The organism is uncultured Campylobacter sp., assembly GCF_938045775.1.
Taxonomy (GTDB): Bacteria; Campylobacterota; Campylobacteria; order Campylobacterales; family Campylobacteraceae; genus Campylobacter_B.
The window spans coordinates 1-13603 of sequence record NZ_CALIBH010000248.1 but is presented as its reverse complement, the minus strand read 5'-3'; the positions used below and the strand labels follow the sequence as shown (position 1 = coordinate 13603).

Below are 13603 nucleotides of genomic sequence, written 5' to 3'. Positions count from 1 at the left end.
GAGATATAGAGAGGCGCTAATCTCTAATATGAATTTTATTAAAAAATTTAAGGGAATTAAGACCGATGGATGCAAAGCAAGGGTATAAATTTCACAGGACGGCGAAGTATGCGTTTGCTTCGCTGGCGGCATTTAAAGGATCATTATGAAATTTCGCAAACTTAAATTTAAAATCCTAGCCGCAGTGCTGCTTCTTATAATAATACTCTGTGCCGCATTTATCCGTATAATTCCCGACTACTCCACTTCGCGAGGCTTCGTGATAGTTTCTACTTTCGACTACAACAAATACAATCAAGGATACTGCCTAAAAGAGGATAGAATTTTGCCCAAAGAGGAGCTGTATAAAAGAGCGATTTTGGATTTTTTAGAAAAAGGCAAAATAATTCTTTATACGATGAGGAGTAACGATTGTAAAAAATTTAAGGGCATCAAAGAATGTAGAGATATCTATAATAAAATGCTGAATTATTACGCTGCCTATGGGTACGGCAATAAAATAACGTATGATAAAGTATTGGAAATAAACCGAGATAGAAATATCTCTTATAATAAATCAAGATATATCTATTTTGAATTACTCAATTTAAAGCCTATTGTTTTGAAGCCGAAGTTTATAAGCGTAAATTTAGATAAAAATAGTGCAGGATTTACTACTCCGATAATTCAATTGGTAGGCGAGCATGAGTATTATCTATATAATGGAGATGGCATAATTCTAAATAGAAATAAATTGGCTTTTACTTATATCTATCTTTTTGATAACGAAAAATTTATGGAGCAAATAAATAAAGAATTAAGTTGGTATGAGAACCACAAATCAGATCTTAAACAAAATATTAGTTATTTAGAATTTGATAACTGCGGCACTACGAAAACTGATATAGACAAAAGTGTTGAGAGTATGATAAAAGAATTGGCAGATATGCCCTGATAAAATGTCAAGGAGTGCGCAAGATATAGTGAGTGCAGAGCAAAGGTATAAATTTCACAGAGTGGCGAGATATTTGCTCTCTTAGCGGGTGGTTTTCTTGCTTATTTGGTGGGCAGCGGCTTTGATTTTGGCGGTTTTGCCTTTGTTAGGTGCACCTAGAATCGCTGTTTTTACGGCAATATTTGCAATTTTGGCTTGCGCGCTGCTTTGGTATTTGTTTAAAAGGTATAAAAATTTTAAGCCAAGCAAGCTGTTTGTAAAAAATCCAAATCTTAGTTTACTGCTTTTTTTCGGTAGAAAATTTATCGCTCGGAGCTTTTTACGGCGGATTTTTGCATGCCTCGCAGCGGGGTATTTTTGGGGCGAGCATGTGGCAGGCTGGAGAGTGGCGTTTGCATTTGCGTTCGCGCCCGTTTGTCTGATCGTTTTCGTGATCTCGTATGTGTTTAACGAAAAGAAAAGTTAAACTTATGCGCCTTTCGCGCCCACTAAATTTTATCTCCTACGCAGCATGAGCTTGAACACGGATTTAGCTCGCACAAGCCGAGTGCTATTTAAAATTTAGCTCATCTCGCTTGCCTTAAAATTTTAAAATTCTATTGTCGTAAAAGCTCCGCCGCGGACGCGAAATTTTATCTCGCCGTAACCCGAAACCTACTTACCGTCGCATTTTGACATTTGCGCAGAATACCCTTATGCCGCTGCGGCGTTTACAAAATTTTAAAACGGCGCAGAACTTTGCCTCGCAAACGACGATTACGCCGCGGGCTTATCTATTTATTTATGCGGGTAGCGAAGCCTTCGGGCTAAATACGAGACCCTTATCTTAGCCGCAAAGCAAGTCCAAGCTTCGGCAGAGAAAAATACGAGCGGCGAATGCAGAAGCAAAAACCAAGCGGGCGCATTTGTCCGAAGCCTAGCCCTTTGGTCTCATCATTTTTTCTAAAATTTCATACACGAGATCAAGCTTCGTAAAGCCGTCTCTATCCAAAAAATGCCCGCCTTTTTCCACCTCGTAAAACTTAGCGTCCATCTGCCCTGCTAGCTCGCGGCTAAAGCTAAACGGCACGATATAATCGTCCTTTGCGGCAACCACCGCGCGCTGTTTTGCGGCGGCTTTTATGCGCTCAAAATCAAAGCCTTTTTCCATAAACTCGTCTAAAATTTTAAATTGCGGATCGCTAAGCGGCTTTGCAAGCCCCGAGACTAGCACTACGCCCTCTACTGCGCCGCTTGCGGCACTGCTTTGTAAGAAATTTAAGATCGTAGGGCAGCCGAGGCTGTGTCCGACCAGATAAACTTCGCCTTCAAATTTTACGCTTTCTCGCAGAGTTTTCAGCCACTCATCAAGCCTTGGGTGCGCAGGCGTAGGCATCGTTAAAATTTCCGCGCTCGCGCCCGATTTTTCGATCTCGCCTTTAAGCCAGGCAAACCAGTGCTTCTTAGGCGAAGCATCGTAGCCGTGCACGATATAGACGCACTTTTGCATATTTTTCTCCTTCGAATTTAAGCTCACCCCAAACGAGGCGGTACCGACGCAAAGTAGCGAAGCTGCGCACGCCAAGCTAAATTTCATCGCATTTCGTCTTTTGCTATTCATCTATAGCTCCTCTCATTTCTAAAGCGGACATTTTACATCGTTTTTTAAAAAAGACCTCTTAAAACGTTCGCGTAGATCTATAAAGATTCGCGGCAAAGCCGCTTGCGCGCAAATTTTAAAATTTCAATCTGCGCGCTAGCCCCTACAGATCGTGATTTTGTCGGCAAATTTACCCAAAAAATGATACCCCGAGCCCGCCTGCGCGATGATATCGAGTACCGCGTCTGCATCTCGCACGAGCGTGCCGCCCGCAAAGTCCACGCCGCGCTCAAACAGCGCCTGCGGCAGTAGCGGCGTGGTTGGCCCCACGAGCACGAGCTTGGCGCCGCTTTTTTTCAGGCGCAAAAGCCCATCGAGCGTGTCGTTGATGAGCGTCGTAGCCGTGATTATCACGTTATCGGCGCGCGGCACGACGCTGCTAGCCTCGCTTGCGGGCAGGTAAAACGGCAGCTCCGTTTCTTTGAGCGTGCTTTTGTCAAGCTCTAAAATTTTAAAATCCGCGCCATTTTTCATCAGCGTCTTGATGTAGGGCACCAGCGCGCCCACGACGACGCTAAAGCTGCCGCGCTCGATCCGCAGCTGCTCAAAGGGATCGGCGCCGAATTTCACGTCGTAATCCGCGCGGATTTTATCGAAACACGCCCTACCTAGCGCATTTAGCGCAGCGAGCGCGAGCGTCTTTTTAAGCGGCGCGGCGGAGCCCAGATCGCGCAGCAGATAGCGCACGCTCTTGCCCGCGATATTGCCAGAATCGGGCATCGCGCTTGCTTGCGAGGGGCAGCAAACGGCGCCCGATAGGGACTTTAGCGGCGTATAGCTAAGCCCGCACGCGCCTCCTTGCAGCTTCACGCCGCTAAAAAACAGCCCCGCGACCGCGCGCTCGATCTTAAGATCTAGCGCCTGGGCGCCTAAAATTTCTTTCGCGCACTCCAGCGTTTGATCTAAAATTTCGCTCATTTTCGCTCCTTTAATGTGGAATTTAGCGCCATTATAGCTTAAAATTTCGGCGCCCGTATTGATATAGATTTATTCGGCGCGCGGCGGGCAACGTCCAAGAAGACGCGAGCCAAATTTAACGCAAGCGACAGGCGCGAGATAAAATTTTATGTAACGAGCAGAGACGAATGCGGCTTGGAATTTTAAAAGCGCGGTGCGGCTTTAAAATTTGAAACGTGCGGACAAACATGAAATTTTAACGAGCGAGTGCGGTCTGGAATTTTAACGCGGACGAAGCGGCAAACGAGCAAGCGATATTGATGGGGTAGCGAACAGGCGGTGCGGGTAGATTAAATTTAACGAGAGCAAGTCGATGCGAACCCAGGCAAATGTAGGCTAAATTCCGTAAGGACGGACGAGCGAGAGTTTGGACATAGACGGGTAAATTTAACAATAGTAAGCCGATACGAACTGAATTTTAGGCTAGCTTAATGAGCGAATGCGGGCTAAATTTCAATGAATACGAATGGGCGCGAGCTTGGGCAAATACGAGCAAATTTAATAATTGCGTGCGAACGCAAACTCGGACGCGAGCTAAATTTAACGAAAGCGGCAGCAGCGGGCAAAATTTAATAAAAGGCGCGGGTAAAATTCAAGCCGCACGCGAATAAAATTCAAACGACAAGCCGTATCTGCGACAAGTTGCGCCCGCTGCGGAGTTAAATTTTATTTCTACCTACCGCACGGCTAAATTTTATTTCCCATCCGTTTCGGGGCTAAATTTTATTTCCCGATCCGCCGCGAGGCTAAATTTTATTTTCGGATAGCAGGATGTTGATGAGCGGATTTAGCAGCGTTTCGCCGCGAGCGGCGCACAGCACAATCTCGTCGTAGTAGTAGTCGCTCCTGCCATAGTTGTGAAACTCATACGCCCCAAAGCCGTAGCCCATCGGCGTGATCTCGACGCGCGAGTACCAGGCGTCCTTGGCGATGATGTATTTCTCGGTGTCTTGCGAATAAACCCACACCACGATCTCATCTTTGTTTTTTTGCCGCATCAGCCACATGAAGACGTTTGCGATGTCGTTGAAAAAATATGTATCGCCGTTTGGCATAACAGCCTGAGCGGTGTTGTACAGATCGTTTATCACCGTGCCGCTCTCGTGACATAGGTATTTTCCGAATTCGATCTGCAGCGGCTGCTTATCCGTGTTGCCGTGGCGCACGGAAATTTTGGATTCGGCTATATCCATAGACGATATGAGCAGCCCCATCACGCAGGCGAGCAAAACCGCGGCAAAAATTTTCTTAATCATAGCAGCGCGCCCCGCACGAAGTAGTATTTGACGACGTAGGCGCTGCAGATGAGCGCGTTTAGAATGAGCCAGAACGAGGAGTATTTAAGCAGGTGGGTGTAGGCGCGCTTGGTGATGAGCTCCGTTAAAAAGGGCACGATGCCGAAAAATATACCCAAAAATAGCGAGCCCCAGATCGCATAGCCGACGAAGTAATAATCCTTCAAAAGCATGCAATACGGGCATTTGTGATTGGGCTGCTCGTAAACGTAAAGCCCGAAAAAATAGGTGATCGCGTAGTATGCGACGAACAAAAAGAGTAAATTCAGAGCAAAGCTCGCCATCGACTGCTTTAAGAAATTTAAGATCAAAATGGCGCCTAATATCGCGTAGAAAAAGGTTGCCAAAAGCGCCTGCGTGTAGCCGAACGGAAGCTTCGGCGCGCGAAATACGACCGAGCAGCAAAATACCGGCACGCGCAGCGGGATATTGGTAAAAAATAGAATTTCTAAAATAAACTCCGCCAAAACGCCCGTAAAAAGGATGGTAAAGATCAGGTATTTGCGCCGCAGATAGGGAAATTTGCCCGCTTTAAGATCGAGGCTGTTTAAAATAAGCCAGAGCCCAAAGCCGAAGATCAATAAAATTTTTAAAAGCAGCAGAATGTTGCCGTAGCGGTTCGAGCCCACGACGCCTGCGGAGCACATCGCACCTGGCACGACCGAAGAGAGCTCATTTAGGCAGAGCGCGAAAAATATAAACAAAATGATCTTGCACGCTATCGTGAAGAACAAAATGGTGTTGATGAGATAGTTTCTTTTCTCCAGGGCGTATTGTAAATTTGAGGTGGCGTTAAAGTCCCAGTAGCGCATGATCCGCACGATGTGAAACTGCGAGATCGCCATCAGCGCTATTACGATCAGCTCCACGGCCAAAAACGCGATCACGCTACCCGATAAAAATACGCTCATGCTGAAATTTCTCCATCTTTTAAAAACACATATCGATCCACGAAACTTAACTCGTCGAAGAGTATATCGTGCGTCGCGATCAAAACGGTCTTTTTAAGCTCTTTGAGCTTTGAGAGCATTTCGATAAAGCCGAGCGAGTTTTGTTTGTCTAAATTTGCCGTCGGCTCGTCGGCTAAGATGATCTGCGGCCCCATCACGAGCGCCCTAGCGATGGCGCAGCGCTGCTTCTCGCCGCCGCTAAGGCTAGAGACGATCTGATCTTTTTTATGCGCGATATTAGCAATCTGCATCGCTTCATCTATGCGCGCGCCAAGCTCATCCCTGCCCAGCCGTTCAAGACTAAGCGGCGCAAGGACGTTTTTATAAACGCTAAGCGCCTCAAGCAGGTTGAAAGACTGAAAGATAAAGCCGATTTTTTTGTGGCGATATGCGGAGCTTTCGATATCGGCGAGCTTGGAGACGTTTGCGCCGTCTACTAAAACCTCGCCGCTGCTCGGCTTAGAAAGCGCGCCTATGATGGATAGAAGCGTGCTTTTGCCGCTGCCGCTAACCCCTTTTAAGATTACGATCTGCCCTTCCTCGACGCTTAAGCTTATATTTTTTAAAGCGCAAAATTCATTCGCCCTGCCCTCGTTGTAAATTTTAAAAAGCTGCTTGATCTCTATCTTACTCATTTGACCGCCTCGCTCATATCGCCGATAGCGATGCGCCAGGATGGGATGATGACGAAGGCTAAAAACGGGATCACGCTAAAGACGAAGATCAAAAAGAGCATATTGAAATTTATCGCGGGCGTGAAGGTGATGAAATTTCGCAGCTCGCCGCCTAAGAATATATCGCGCAGAAGCGGCGCATCTAGGATAAAAACATAAGCATAAGCGCCCGCGACGCCGAGTAGATAGGCACTTAGCGAGACGATAAAATTTTGGATAAATTTCATCGCGATGATGTCCTTTATACAAAAGCCGATGCTGCGCAAGATTGCGATCTCCTTTTTCTTCTCGCCGTATGCGAGCGAAATTTGATTTTTCAGCAAGATGAAAAACGAGATCATCGCCACGGCGTAAAGCACCATAAAGATCCCGCCCTTGTAATAATACAGATGCCTCACTTCAGCTACCGCATCCTCGGCACTAAGGGCTTCCGTGTTGGGGTATAAATTTACGATCTTAAGCGCTACTTCACTTACTTCGTTGGGGTTGGGTACGCTTACGTAGAGCTTGGTGTATTCGCCCTCCTTCAGGCTTAGCACCTTGCGCGCGGTAACGGGGTTTAGATAGATCACGTCGTTTGAGACGATGCTGCTTTCGTGCGGCGAAATTTTATTAATCTTAATCGCGATTAGGCGCTGTTCGGTTAAGAAGTGAAACTCGTCCTCGTAGTACCACTCGCCCATCGCCGCCTTTACCCCCTCGCCTACGATCATTTCGTTTTCGCTCAGGCTTTCGTCGCCTACAATATGAAACCAAACGCGCTTTTGAGCGAAGTAATACATCCCGTCCACGGCGCCCTGCACTTCGCTGACGCCCGCGATCTTAGAGATGTCGTAGATATAGCCGTCGTGCATCAGATCGCGTTTACCCGCGCGCAGAGCCTCTACTACGATGTCGGGTCTGAGCTTGATGACCTTTTCGAGATCGTTTTGAATGGAGCCCGAGATGAAAAGCACCGAGCTTAAAATAAAAACGATAAAGGCAAATATCGCGAAGCTAAAGGAGTGATCGGCTTTGTCTTTTCGCAGCAGAGTTACGGAGTAATCGATGAAGCTTTTACTTATCATAGACGAACTCCGCGTAGGCCTTGCTCTTAAAGCTGCTTGAGAGCCGCACGTCCCTTATCTCGCGCGCGAGCTTTTGCAGACACTGCTCGCTCTTTGCGCGATCAAAGCTTACATAATGCACCGCAATGAGCGCGTAAAGGGCGGCAAAAAAGATCGTCAAAGCGCAAATGAGCCTCATAGCCCTTCTATTACGCTCTCTTGAATTTCGTCAAATTTAAGTACGCTCTTGCCTCCGTGATCTTTGGCGAAGGTCTTGGCCGCGCTCTCGCTATCAAACGCAATGAGCTCGTCGCCCATCGGTCCTAAGACGTCGGAGCCGAGCACGTAAAAAGCGCTTTTTGCATCAATCTTATGAAGCTTATAGTAGTCGGTTACGAAAATTTTATCAAAGCCCTTGCCCTTTTGGAAGTAGTATTTCATCAGATCTTTCACGCCGTCAAAATACAAGTTCTCGCCGCCTTGAATCTCTATCATCGCCGCCCAGTTAGGATTTTTACCCACTAGCATGCCGCAGACCGGGCATTTAGCGCCCTCAGGCACGACGATCTTTTCAGCCTTTTTCGCTTTTGCATCTTTACCGCTGCTGCCTAAATTTGCCGGCGCATCCCACAAATATAGCGCTGCGGCTTGTAGGTGCTTGTCGTACTCTGGAGCCTTGCTAGCGCCTTTTGCGTCGCAAGTCTTTTTGAGATGAGCTTTGAGCTCGGAGATGGCTTTGAAGCTTTTGGCGTCCGTTTTAGCGCAGTTTGTTTCGTAAAATTCCTTGCCGTGCGCGTAAACGCCGCCCTCACGCTTGGCTTTAATCATCTTATTATCGCCCGCGAAGTCCTGCCCCGCAATCTCGTAGGCTTTGGCAAAGTTCACTATCTCGCCGCCGTTTTCGGCTTGAAATTCCTTCGCATCGGCTTCGCTCGAGAAGGCGTATTTGCTATTACGCGTCATCGTGCCTTTGATCTTGCTGCCCACGACGTAAAAGGCTTTATTTACGTCGATTAAATTTAGATTTTTCGTATCGACGACCTGCGCGTCGCTTGGAATTTTGCCTCCCGTAATCTCGTACAAGCAGTGCAGAGAAGCTACTTGCTTGCCGTTCCAAACGTGGTTGGTTTTATAAAATTTTACCAGGCTCATTCCGCAAACGGCGCAGTATTCTTTGCCCTCTCCGCTTCCTACAAGCGTAGCTTTGCTAGGATCCACGCTTTGAAACATAGGCTTTGCCGGTTGTTTATTGGCCCCGTCCATCGAAGCACCGCAAACGAACGCGACGAGCGCAGCCGAAGCTAAAAACGAACGTAAAATCATACTGTCTCCTTAAAAATTTGATGTTTTAAATTTACTTACTAATCGAATTTAAAAATTCCAAATTCTCGCATCCCATCTTGATGCCGCCCTCGCAGCTTTTTTTGAAAAACTCTTTTGCTTTGGCGTTATCGGACTTCACCCCTTTTCCTTCGGCATACATTATGGCTAAGTTATTGCAGCCGTCGAAGTGGCTGAGGTTGCACGCCTTTTCATACTGCTGCTTTGCTTGCTTATAATCCTGGCTTACCCCCTGCCCGAAGGCGTATAGATAGCCAAGGTTGTTGCAGCCGATGCCGATATCGCCGCCGCAAGCCTTTTCGTAAAAAATTTTAGCCTTTGCGAAGCTTTGCTGCACGCCTTCGCCCTTCAGATACAGATAGCCCAGGTTGTTGCAGCCCATCATATCGCCGTAGGTGCAGGCCTTTTCATAAAGGCTCGCCGCCTTGGCGACGTCCTTTGCAAGCCCTGCGCCGTTTGCGTATAAAAGCCCGAGCGAGGTGCAGCCTTCGTTATCTTTGCAGGCTTTTTCGTAATAAGCCGCGGCTTTGGTAAAATTTTGATCCGCGCCGTTGCCGCTTTCGTAGATATAGCCTAGATTATTGCACGCAAGCGCAAATTTAGCGCCGCACGCTTTTTCGTAGAGGCTGATCGCTTTTTCGAAATTTTTCTCTACGTTGCCGGTGCCCTCAAAATACAAAACGGCTAGATTATAGCATCCCGAAGCTTTATTTTCCAAACCGCACGCTCGCTCGTAAATTTCTGCGAGTTTTTTATGATCGCCGCTTTGCTGTGCCTGAATGCCCTCGCTGATAAAGCCCGCATTTGCCGCGGCAGCCAAGGCTAACGCTATTAGAAATTTTTTCAAATTTACTCCTTCATATCGTTTTTACGTCCCTGCCTCTGAAAGCAAGAGCGATTATTAAAAATACCGCCGCTATTATACAATAAAACGGCGCGGGTATCTGCGGCGCATCTCCTGCGGCATAAGAGTGCATGCCGGTGAGGTAAAAATTTACGCCGAAATAGGTCATTATGATCGAGCTATACGCAATCGTCGAGCTCACGCAATAAACGTAAATCGAGCCGAGCTTCGGGATAAGCTTTAGATGCAGCACGATCGCATAGACGATGATTGAAACATACGACCAGGTCTCTTTGCTATCCCAGCCCCAGTATCGCCCCCAGCTCTCATTCGCCCACACGCCGCCGAAGAAATTTCCAAGCGTCAGCATCGAAAGCCCCACGATGAGACTAATCTCGTTGATAGCCGTTATATATCTGATCTGAGCGTTAAGCCGCTCGCGATTGGCGCTGTTTTTAAGAGCCATCAAAACAAGAGCCAAAAGCCCAAGTAGGCAGCTAAGCCCTAAAAATCCGTAGCTAGCCGTGATAACCGAGACGTGGATGCTAAGCCAATAGGACTTTAGCACCGGCACGAGGTTGGTAATCTGCGGATTTACGAAGCTCATATGCGCTACCAGCATCACGACGCTAGCCAGCAAGCAGCTCGCGCTTAGCGTAAGTAGGGACTTTCTAAAAAATATGATCCCCGCAAGCGCCGCCGACCAGCCGATGTAGATCATGGACTCATAGCTATCGCTCCACGGCGCGTGAGCCGCGACGTACCAGCGCAGCGCAAGCGCGAGGGTATGTGCCGCAAAGCTTGTAGCAAAGGCTGCAAATAAAATTTTTTGCACGAGCGTGAAGCGCTTACCGCAAAGCGCGCCCAAAAGCGCCAATATTAGAGCTACGCCGCCTAGGATCATATAGCAATAAACTAGCTTTTTAAAAACCGAAGCTTTGTTGTAAAACACCTCGGCTTTGACGCGGCTAACGCTTGGAAGAATAGCCGCCGAGGTGGCTCTTTGGTAGTTTTTCAGCTCCGCTAACGCTGCATCCGCTTTAGCCCAATCATTATCCGAAATTCCGTCTTGCAGGCCGTTTAGATAATCGTTTAGCACGCCTTTGATTTGCGGAGCGATACTATAATCCGCAAAGGCGTCGTTCGGCGAGAGCCAGGTGTTTTGCGGGTCGTTCGGCACGGGGATAAATTTAAAAAACACCCCTCTAAAGGTCAGATACGCGATATTTAGCCGCTCGTCGAATTTAATCAGCTCGTTATCGAGCACGCCACGGCGCGAGGCACTTTTTTCATTCGCCTCGTCCACGGCGCGCGCGAGCTTGTAGTTGCCGTTTTCATCAAAGACCGAATTGAAGCTCGCATATCGCTCCTGCGGCGCCAAGCCTAGCATCTTTTTGATCTCGTCGTTTTTGATCTTAATGATCTTTTGATCGCGCCAAAACGCGGGATTTAGGCTCATTCCTAGGATCATCTGCTCGGCGCTTAAGCCGTAAAGTGAATCCGTACCCGAAATTTTATTTACGATCTCGCTTGCTTCGGTGCTAAGCGGCTTGATCCTACCCATGTAATCTTGCACCAAAAGCTCCGCGAACGCGCCGTTTGCATGAACTCGCGAGTTAGTTTTAAGGTTTGCTAGATAGTTTTCATCCGCGGCGCGAAGCTCAATGCTGAAAAAAAGCGGCGCGATCAAAAGGAGCGCGGCGGGCGCGTTATTTTTGATAAATTTAGCGAGCTTTTTAAACCTGCTGCCCGCAGTAAAAAGATTGCCGATAAATCCGACGCAAAGCAAGAAATAGCCGAAATAAGTGGGGATTTTACCCGGATCGCGATTAAGCTCCAGCACCGTGCCCAGCTCGTCGGTGTCGTAGGAGGACTGAAAGAGCTTAAAGCCGTCAAAGTTTAGCGGGTGGTTCATATAAATTTCATGCTCTCCCGCGCTCTTGCTCTCTTTTAAAATTTCAACGTCGCTGGCGTAGGATGATGGACTTTGCGAGCCTGGGTAGCGCTCGAGCTTAAATTTCAAAAGCTTTACCGCAAACGGAAGCTCTATGAGTTTCGAGCCCCAGCTTAGCATTATCTCCTCGCCGTCAAAGTTTAAAATTTTAGGCTCGCCCAGCCAGCCCGCGCCGCCGCGCAGCTCTACTTCTTGCTCGCTTCCGCCCTCAAAGCCCGCTTGTACCGCAAGCGTGCCCTGCTCGCCTTTGGGCGCGGGTTTATAGGAGCTAAATTTAACGGTGAAGCTTTTAGAATTTATACTTTGCGTGAAGCTAAAATCGTTATTGCCGATCTGGCTTAAATTTAGCGGGTGTTCAAACAGCGCGTCTTGCGTGCGGATTTGTAAGTATGGCTTGACGCTTATCATCTCGCTTTCGCTCTCGCCCGCCCTTACGTGTAGCACGCCCTCGGTACCGAAATAACGCGTCAGCGCCGCGCCGATAAAGATAACGATAAATGCCGCATGCAGAACGAATGAGCCGAAGCGGCGCCACATTTTGGTTTTAATTATAATGCCGAGCAGGCTCAGCGTCGTAGCGCCCATGACGCACTCATACCAGCGCGCCTCATAGACTAAAATTTTAGCTGTTTGCGTGTCGTAAATGCTCTCTAAAAAGGTTGCGACGCCGGCGCCTGTGGCTAGGATAAAGAGGAGGCAGAGCGCAAATTTGTAAGAAGTGAAAAATCTAAATAAATTTACGCCCAAAATCGCCTCTTTCGAATTTTTTACATTATTATATCGTAAGTTTGACCTGCGTATAGTATAAACATCCTAAGAAGCAGCACGCCCATGACGCTGGCAAGCGCGCTCGCGTAGAATGCAAACGCGGTGTGAGCGATCTTTTTGCCTAGTGCGAAATTTAAAACGAGCGGTACGCAAAAGCCTACGCCCACGACGCCTAGCCAAAACATCTTCGCATAAAATCCCTCGTTAAATGCGACGCTCGCGGCTTTTTGCACGTCGCTGCCCGTTACTAGCGAGACGAAAATCATGCCGATTAGTAAAATTTCCATCGCTAAAACCGGCCACTCGACCGCGTGTAAAATTTTAAGATCGCCGCCGTGCGGGTCCGCTTTAAAGAAAAGCGCAGCTATCAGGCTTGAGCCCGCAATTCCCGCCGATAAGCCAGACGCCACGAAAAGCGCAGGTAAAACGGCGGTATTAAGGATAGGAAATCTAACTAAAACCGAGATCAAAAAGCCCGTATAGGCACAGATCGCGACCGCAAAAACTAGCGTAAGCGCAAGAAGCAGCGGGCGAAGCGCGTTTAAAATTTTCATTACGAGCGCGAAAAGCCCTTTTAAAAAAGTAAGTCTGCGCGATAAAAATCCGCTAAGATCAGCTTCAAACGCATAAAGGCAGGCTACGAAGCTAAGCGGGATATAGACGCAAAGCGCCGCCACACCCACGGACATAACCGAGGTGAAGTTGTAATTAATCAAAATTTTCCAAAAAAGAAGCGGCCGCTCAAGGTCGGCTACCAGGCAGACCATACCCAGAAGGATCGCTACGAAAGATAGCAGCGACGCAGCCTTAAATAGCGGCGTGCTCTCGGTCTGTTTTTTATAAAGCCTAACGAGGATCGCGACTACTAAAGCGCCGCCGCTCATGCCCGCTAGCAAAAGATAAACCGCAATCGGCCAGCCCCACTCCACGCCGTGCGAGAAGGTCGCAGTGAAATTTATAGCTCCGTTCATATCACACCCCTAGTTTTACCGCAGGAATATAGCGCAGGCTCGGCTTCGTGCCGCACTCAGGATGCATGCGCAGGCTATCTTTTACGCGAAGTAGCTTGCTGATGTGCGAGCCCTCGTCGTTTAGATCGCCGAATACGATCGCCTCGTATCTGCACGCCTCGATGCAGGCAGGCTCGTGACCGTCTTTTAAATTCGTATCCAAGCAGAAGTTGCAGCTCTCTGCGGCTCTT

Annotated in this window: 13 protein-coding genes and 1 pseudogene; 2 read left to right on the top strand and 12 right to left on the bottom strand. The window is 48.0% G+C overall.

Annotated features, from left to right (window positions below):
- Positions 1–145 precede the first annotated feature (145 nt).
- Positions 146–934, top strand: coding sequence for a hypothetical protein (locus tag Q0238_RS10355; protein ID WP_297945799.1), 789 nt, complete (start codon positions 146–148; stop codon positions 932–934).
- A 916-nt stretch (positions 935–1850) separates the two neighbouring features.
- Here Q0238_RS10355 and Q0238_RS10350 read toward each other — a convergent pair.
- A complete protein-coding gene (locus tag Q0238_RS10350; RefSeq protein ID WP_297945795.1) occupies positions 1851–2534 on the bottom strand; it encodes an alpha/beta hydrolase in 684 nt (227 codons plus the stop codon).
- Between the two features lie 135 nt (positions 2535–2669).
- Positions 2670–3491, bottom strand: a complete 822-nt coding sequence (locus Q0238_RS10345) for a DUF364 domain-containing protein (RefSeq protein ID WP_297945793.1) — start codon at positions 3489–3491, stop codon at positions 2670–2672.
- Positions 3492–3961: 470 nt separating this feature from the next.
- Here Q0238_RS10345 and Q0238_RS10340 point away from each other — a divergent pair, with 470 nt between their 5' ends.
- Positions 3962–4141 carry a hypothetical protein gene (locus Q0238_RS10340; protein WP_297945791.1) on the top strand — a complete coding sequence of 60 codons (180 nt, stop codon included), beginning with the start codon at positions 3962–3964 and terminating at the stop codon, positions 4139–4141.
- A gap of 135 nt (positions 4142–4276) precedes the next feature.
- On the opposite strand, the gene Q0238_RS10335 is transcribed toward Q0238_RS10340, so the two are convergent.
- From Q0238_RS10335 to Q0238_RS10290, 10 genes and pseudogenes are all read right to left on the bottom strand, one after another.
- Positions 4277–4786 carry a hypothetical protein gene (locus tag Q0238_RS10335; protein WP_005870878.1) on the bottom strand — a complete coding sequence of 170 codons (510 nt, stop codon included), beginning with the start codon at positions 4784–4786 and terminating at the stop codon, positions 4277–4279.
- Entirely contained in the window at positions 4783–5736 is a 954-nt protein-coding gene (locus Q0238_RS10330; protein WP_295150073.1) for a hypothetical protein, read from the bottom strand. Before Q0238_RS10330 ends, Q0238_RS10335 begins: the two co-directional genes overlap by 4 nt.
- Positions 5733–6410 (bottom strand): ABC transporter ATP-binding protein, encoded by a 678-nt coding sequence (locus Q0238_RS10325; RefSeq protein ID WP_297945789.1) that lies wholly within the window; start codon positions 6408–6410, stop codon positions 5733–5735. The genes Q0238_RS10330 and Q0238_RS10325 overlap by 4 nt, the downstream gene beginning before the upstream one ends.
- Complete coding sequence (locus tag Q0238_RS10320; protein ID WP_297945787.1) at positions 6407–7516, bottom strand: FtsX-like permease family protein; 1110 nt, start codon at positions 7514–7516, stop codon at positions 6407–6409. The genes Q0238_RS10325 and Q0238_RS10320 overlap by 4 nt, the downstream gene beginning before the upstream one ends.
- Positions 7506–7694, bottom strand: a complete 189-nt coding sequence (locus Q0238_RS10315; protein ID WP_297945785.1) for a hypothetical protein — start codon at positions 7692–7694, stop codon at positions 7506–7508. The genes Q0238_RS10320 and Q0238_RS10315 overlap by 11 nt, the downstream gene beginning before the upstream one ends.
- Positions 7691–8818 carry a nitrous oxide reductase accessory protein NosL gene (locus tag Q0238_RS10310; protein ID WP_297945784.1) on the bottom strand — a complete coding sequence of 376 codons (1128 nt, stop codon included), beginning with the start codon at positions 8816–8818 and terminating at the stop codon, positions 7691–7693. Before Q0238_RS10310 ends, Q0238_RS10315 begins: the two co-directional genes overlap by 4 nt.
- A gap of 31 nt (positions 8819–8849) precedes the next feature.
- The gene (locus tag Q0238_RS10305) at positions 8850–9683 is read right to left on the bottom strand and encodes a tetratricopeptide repeat protein (protein WP_297945781.1); all 834 of its coding nucleotides are present in this window, start codon (positions 9681–9683) and stop codon (positions 8850–8852) included.
- Positions 9684–9693: 10 nt separating this feature from the next.
- Positions 9694–12381: a cytochrome c biogenesis protein CcsA gene (gene ccsA / locus Q0238_RS10300; protein WP_297945779.1), complete on the bottom strand. Its 2688-nt coding sequence runs from the start codon at positions 12379–12381 to the stop codon at positions 9694–9696.
- A gap of 20 nt (positions 12382–12401) precedes the next feature.
- Complete coding sequence (gene nrfD, locus Q0238_RS10295; protein WP_297945777.1) at positions 12402–13373, bottom strand: NrfD/PsrC family molybdoenzyme membrane anchor subunit; 972 nt, start codon at positions 13371–13373, stop codon at positions 12402–12404.
- A gap of 1 nt (position 13374) precedes the next feature.
- Positions 13375–13603: pseudogene (locus Q0238_RS10290) on the bottom strand (nitrite reductase); the annotation flags it as partial.

Excerpts from the sequence above, each read along its gene's own strand:
- Q0238_RS10320 (WP_297945787.1), bottom strand. The coding sequence starts at position 7,516 with ATGATAAGTAAAAGCTTCATCGATTACTCCGTAACTCTGCTGCGAAAA.
- Q0238_RS10325 (WP_297945789.1), bottom strand. The coding sequence starts at position 6,410 with ATGAGTAAGATAGAGATCAAGCAGCTTTTTAAAATTTACAACGAGGGC.
- Q0238_RS10345 (WP_297945793.1), bottom strand. The coding sequence starts at position 3,491 with ATGAGCGAAATTTTAGATCAAACGCTGGAGTGCGCGAAAGAAATTTTA.
- Q0238_RS10315 (WP_297945785.1), bottom strand. The coding sequence starts at position 7,694 with ATGAGGCTCATTTGCGCTTTGACGATCTTTTTTGCCGCCCTTTACGCG.
- Q0238_RS10310 (WP_297945784.1), bottom strand. The coding sequence starts at position 8,818 with ATGATTTTACGTTCGTTTTTAGCTTCGGCTGCGCTCGTCGCGTTCGTT.
- Q0238_RS10340 (WP_297945791.1), top strand. The coding sequence starts at position 3,962 with ATGAGCGAATGCGGGCTAAATTTCAATGAATACGAATGGGCGCGAGCT.
- Q0238_RS10355 (WP_297945799.1), top strand. The coding sequence starts at position 146 with ATGAAATTTCGCAAACTTAAATTTAAAATCCTAGCCGCAGTGCTGCTT.
- Q0238_RS10350 (WP_297945795.1), bottom strand. The coding sequence starts at position 2,534 with ATGAATAGCAAAAGACGAAATGCGATGAAATTTAGCTTGGCGTGCGCA.
- Q0238_RS10335 (WP_005870878.1), bottom strand. The coding sequence starts at position 4,786 with ATGATTAAGAAAATTTTTGCCGCGGTTTTGCTCGCCTGCGTGATGGGG.
- Q0238_RS10330 (WP_295150073.1), bottom strand. The coding sequence starts at position 5,736 with ATGAGCGTATTTTTATCGGGTAGCGTGATCGCGTTTTTGGCCGTGGAG.
- nrfD (WP_297945777.1), bottom strand. The coding sequence starts at position 13,373 with ATGAACGGAGCTATAAATTTCACTGCGACCTTCTCGCACGGCGTGGAG.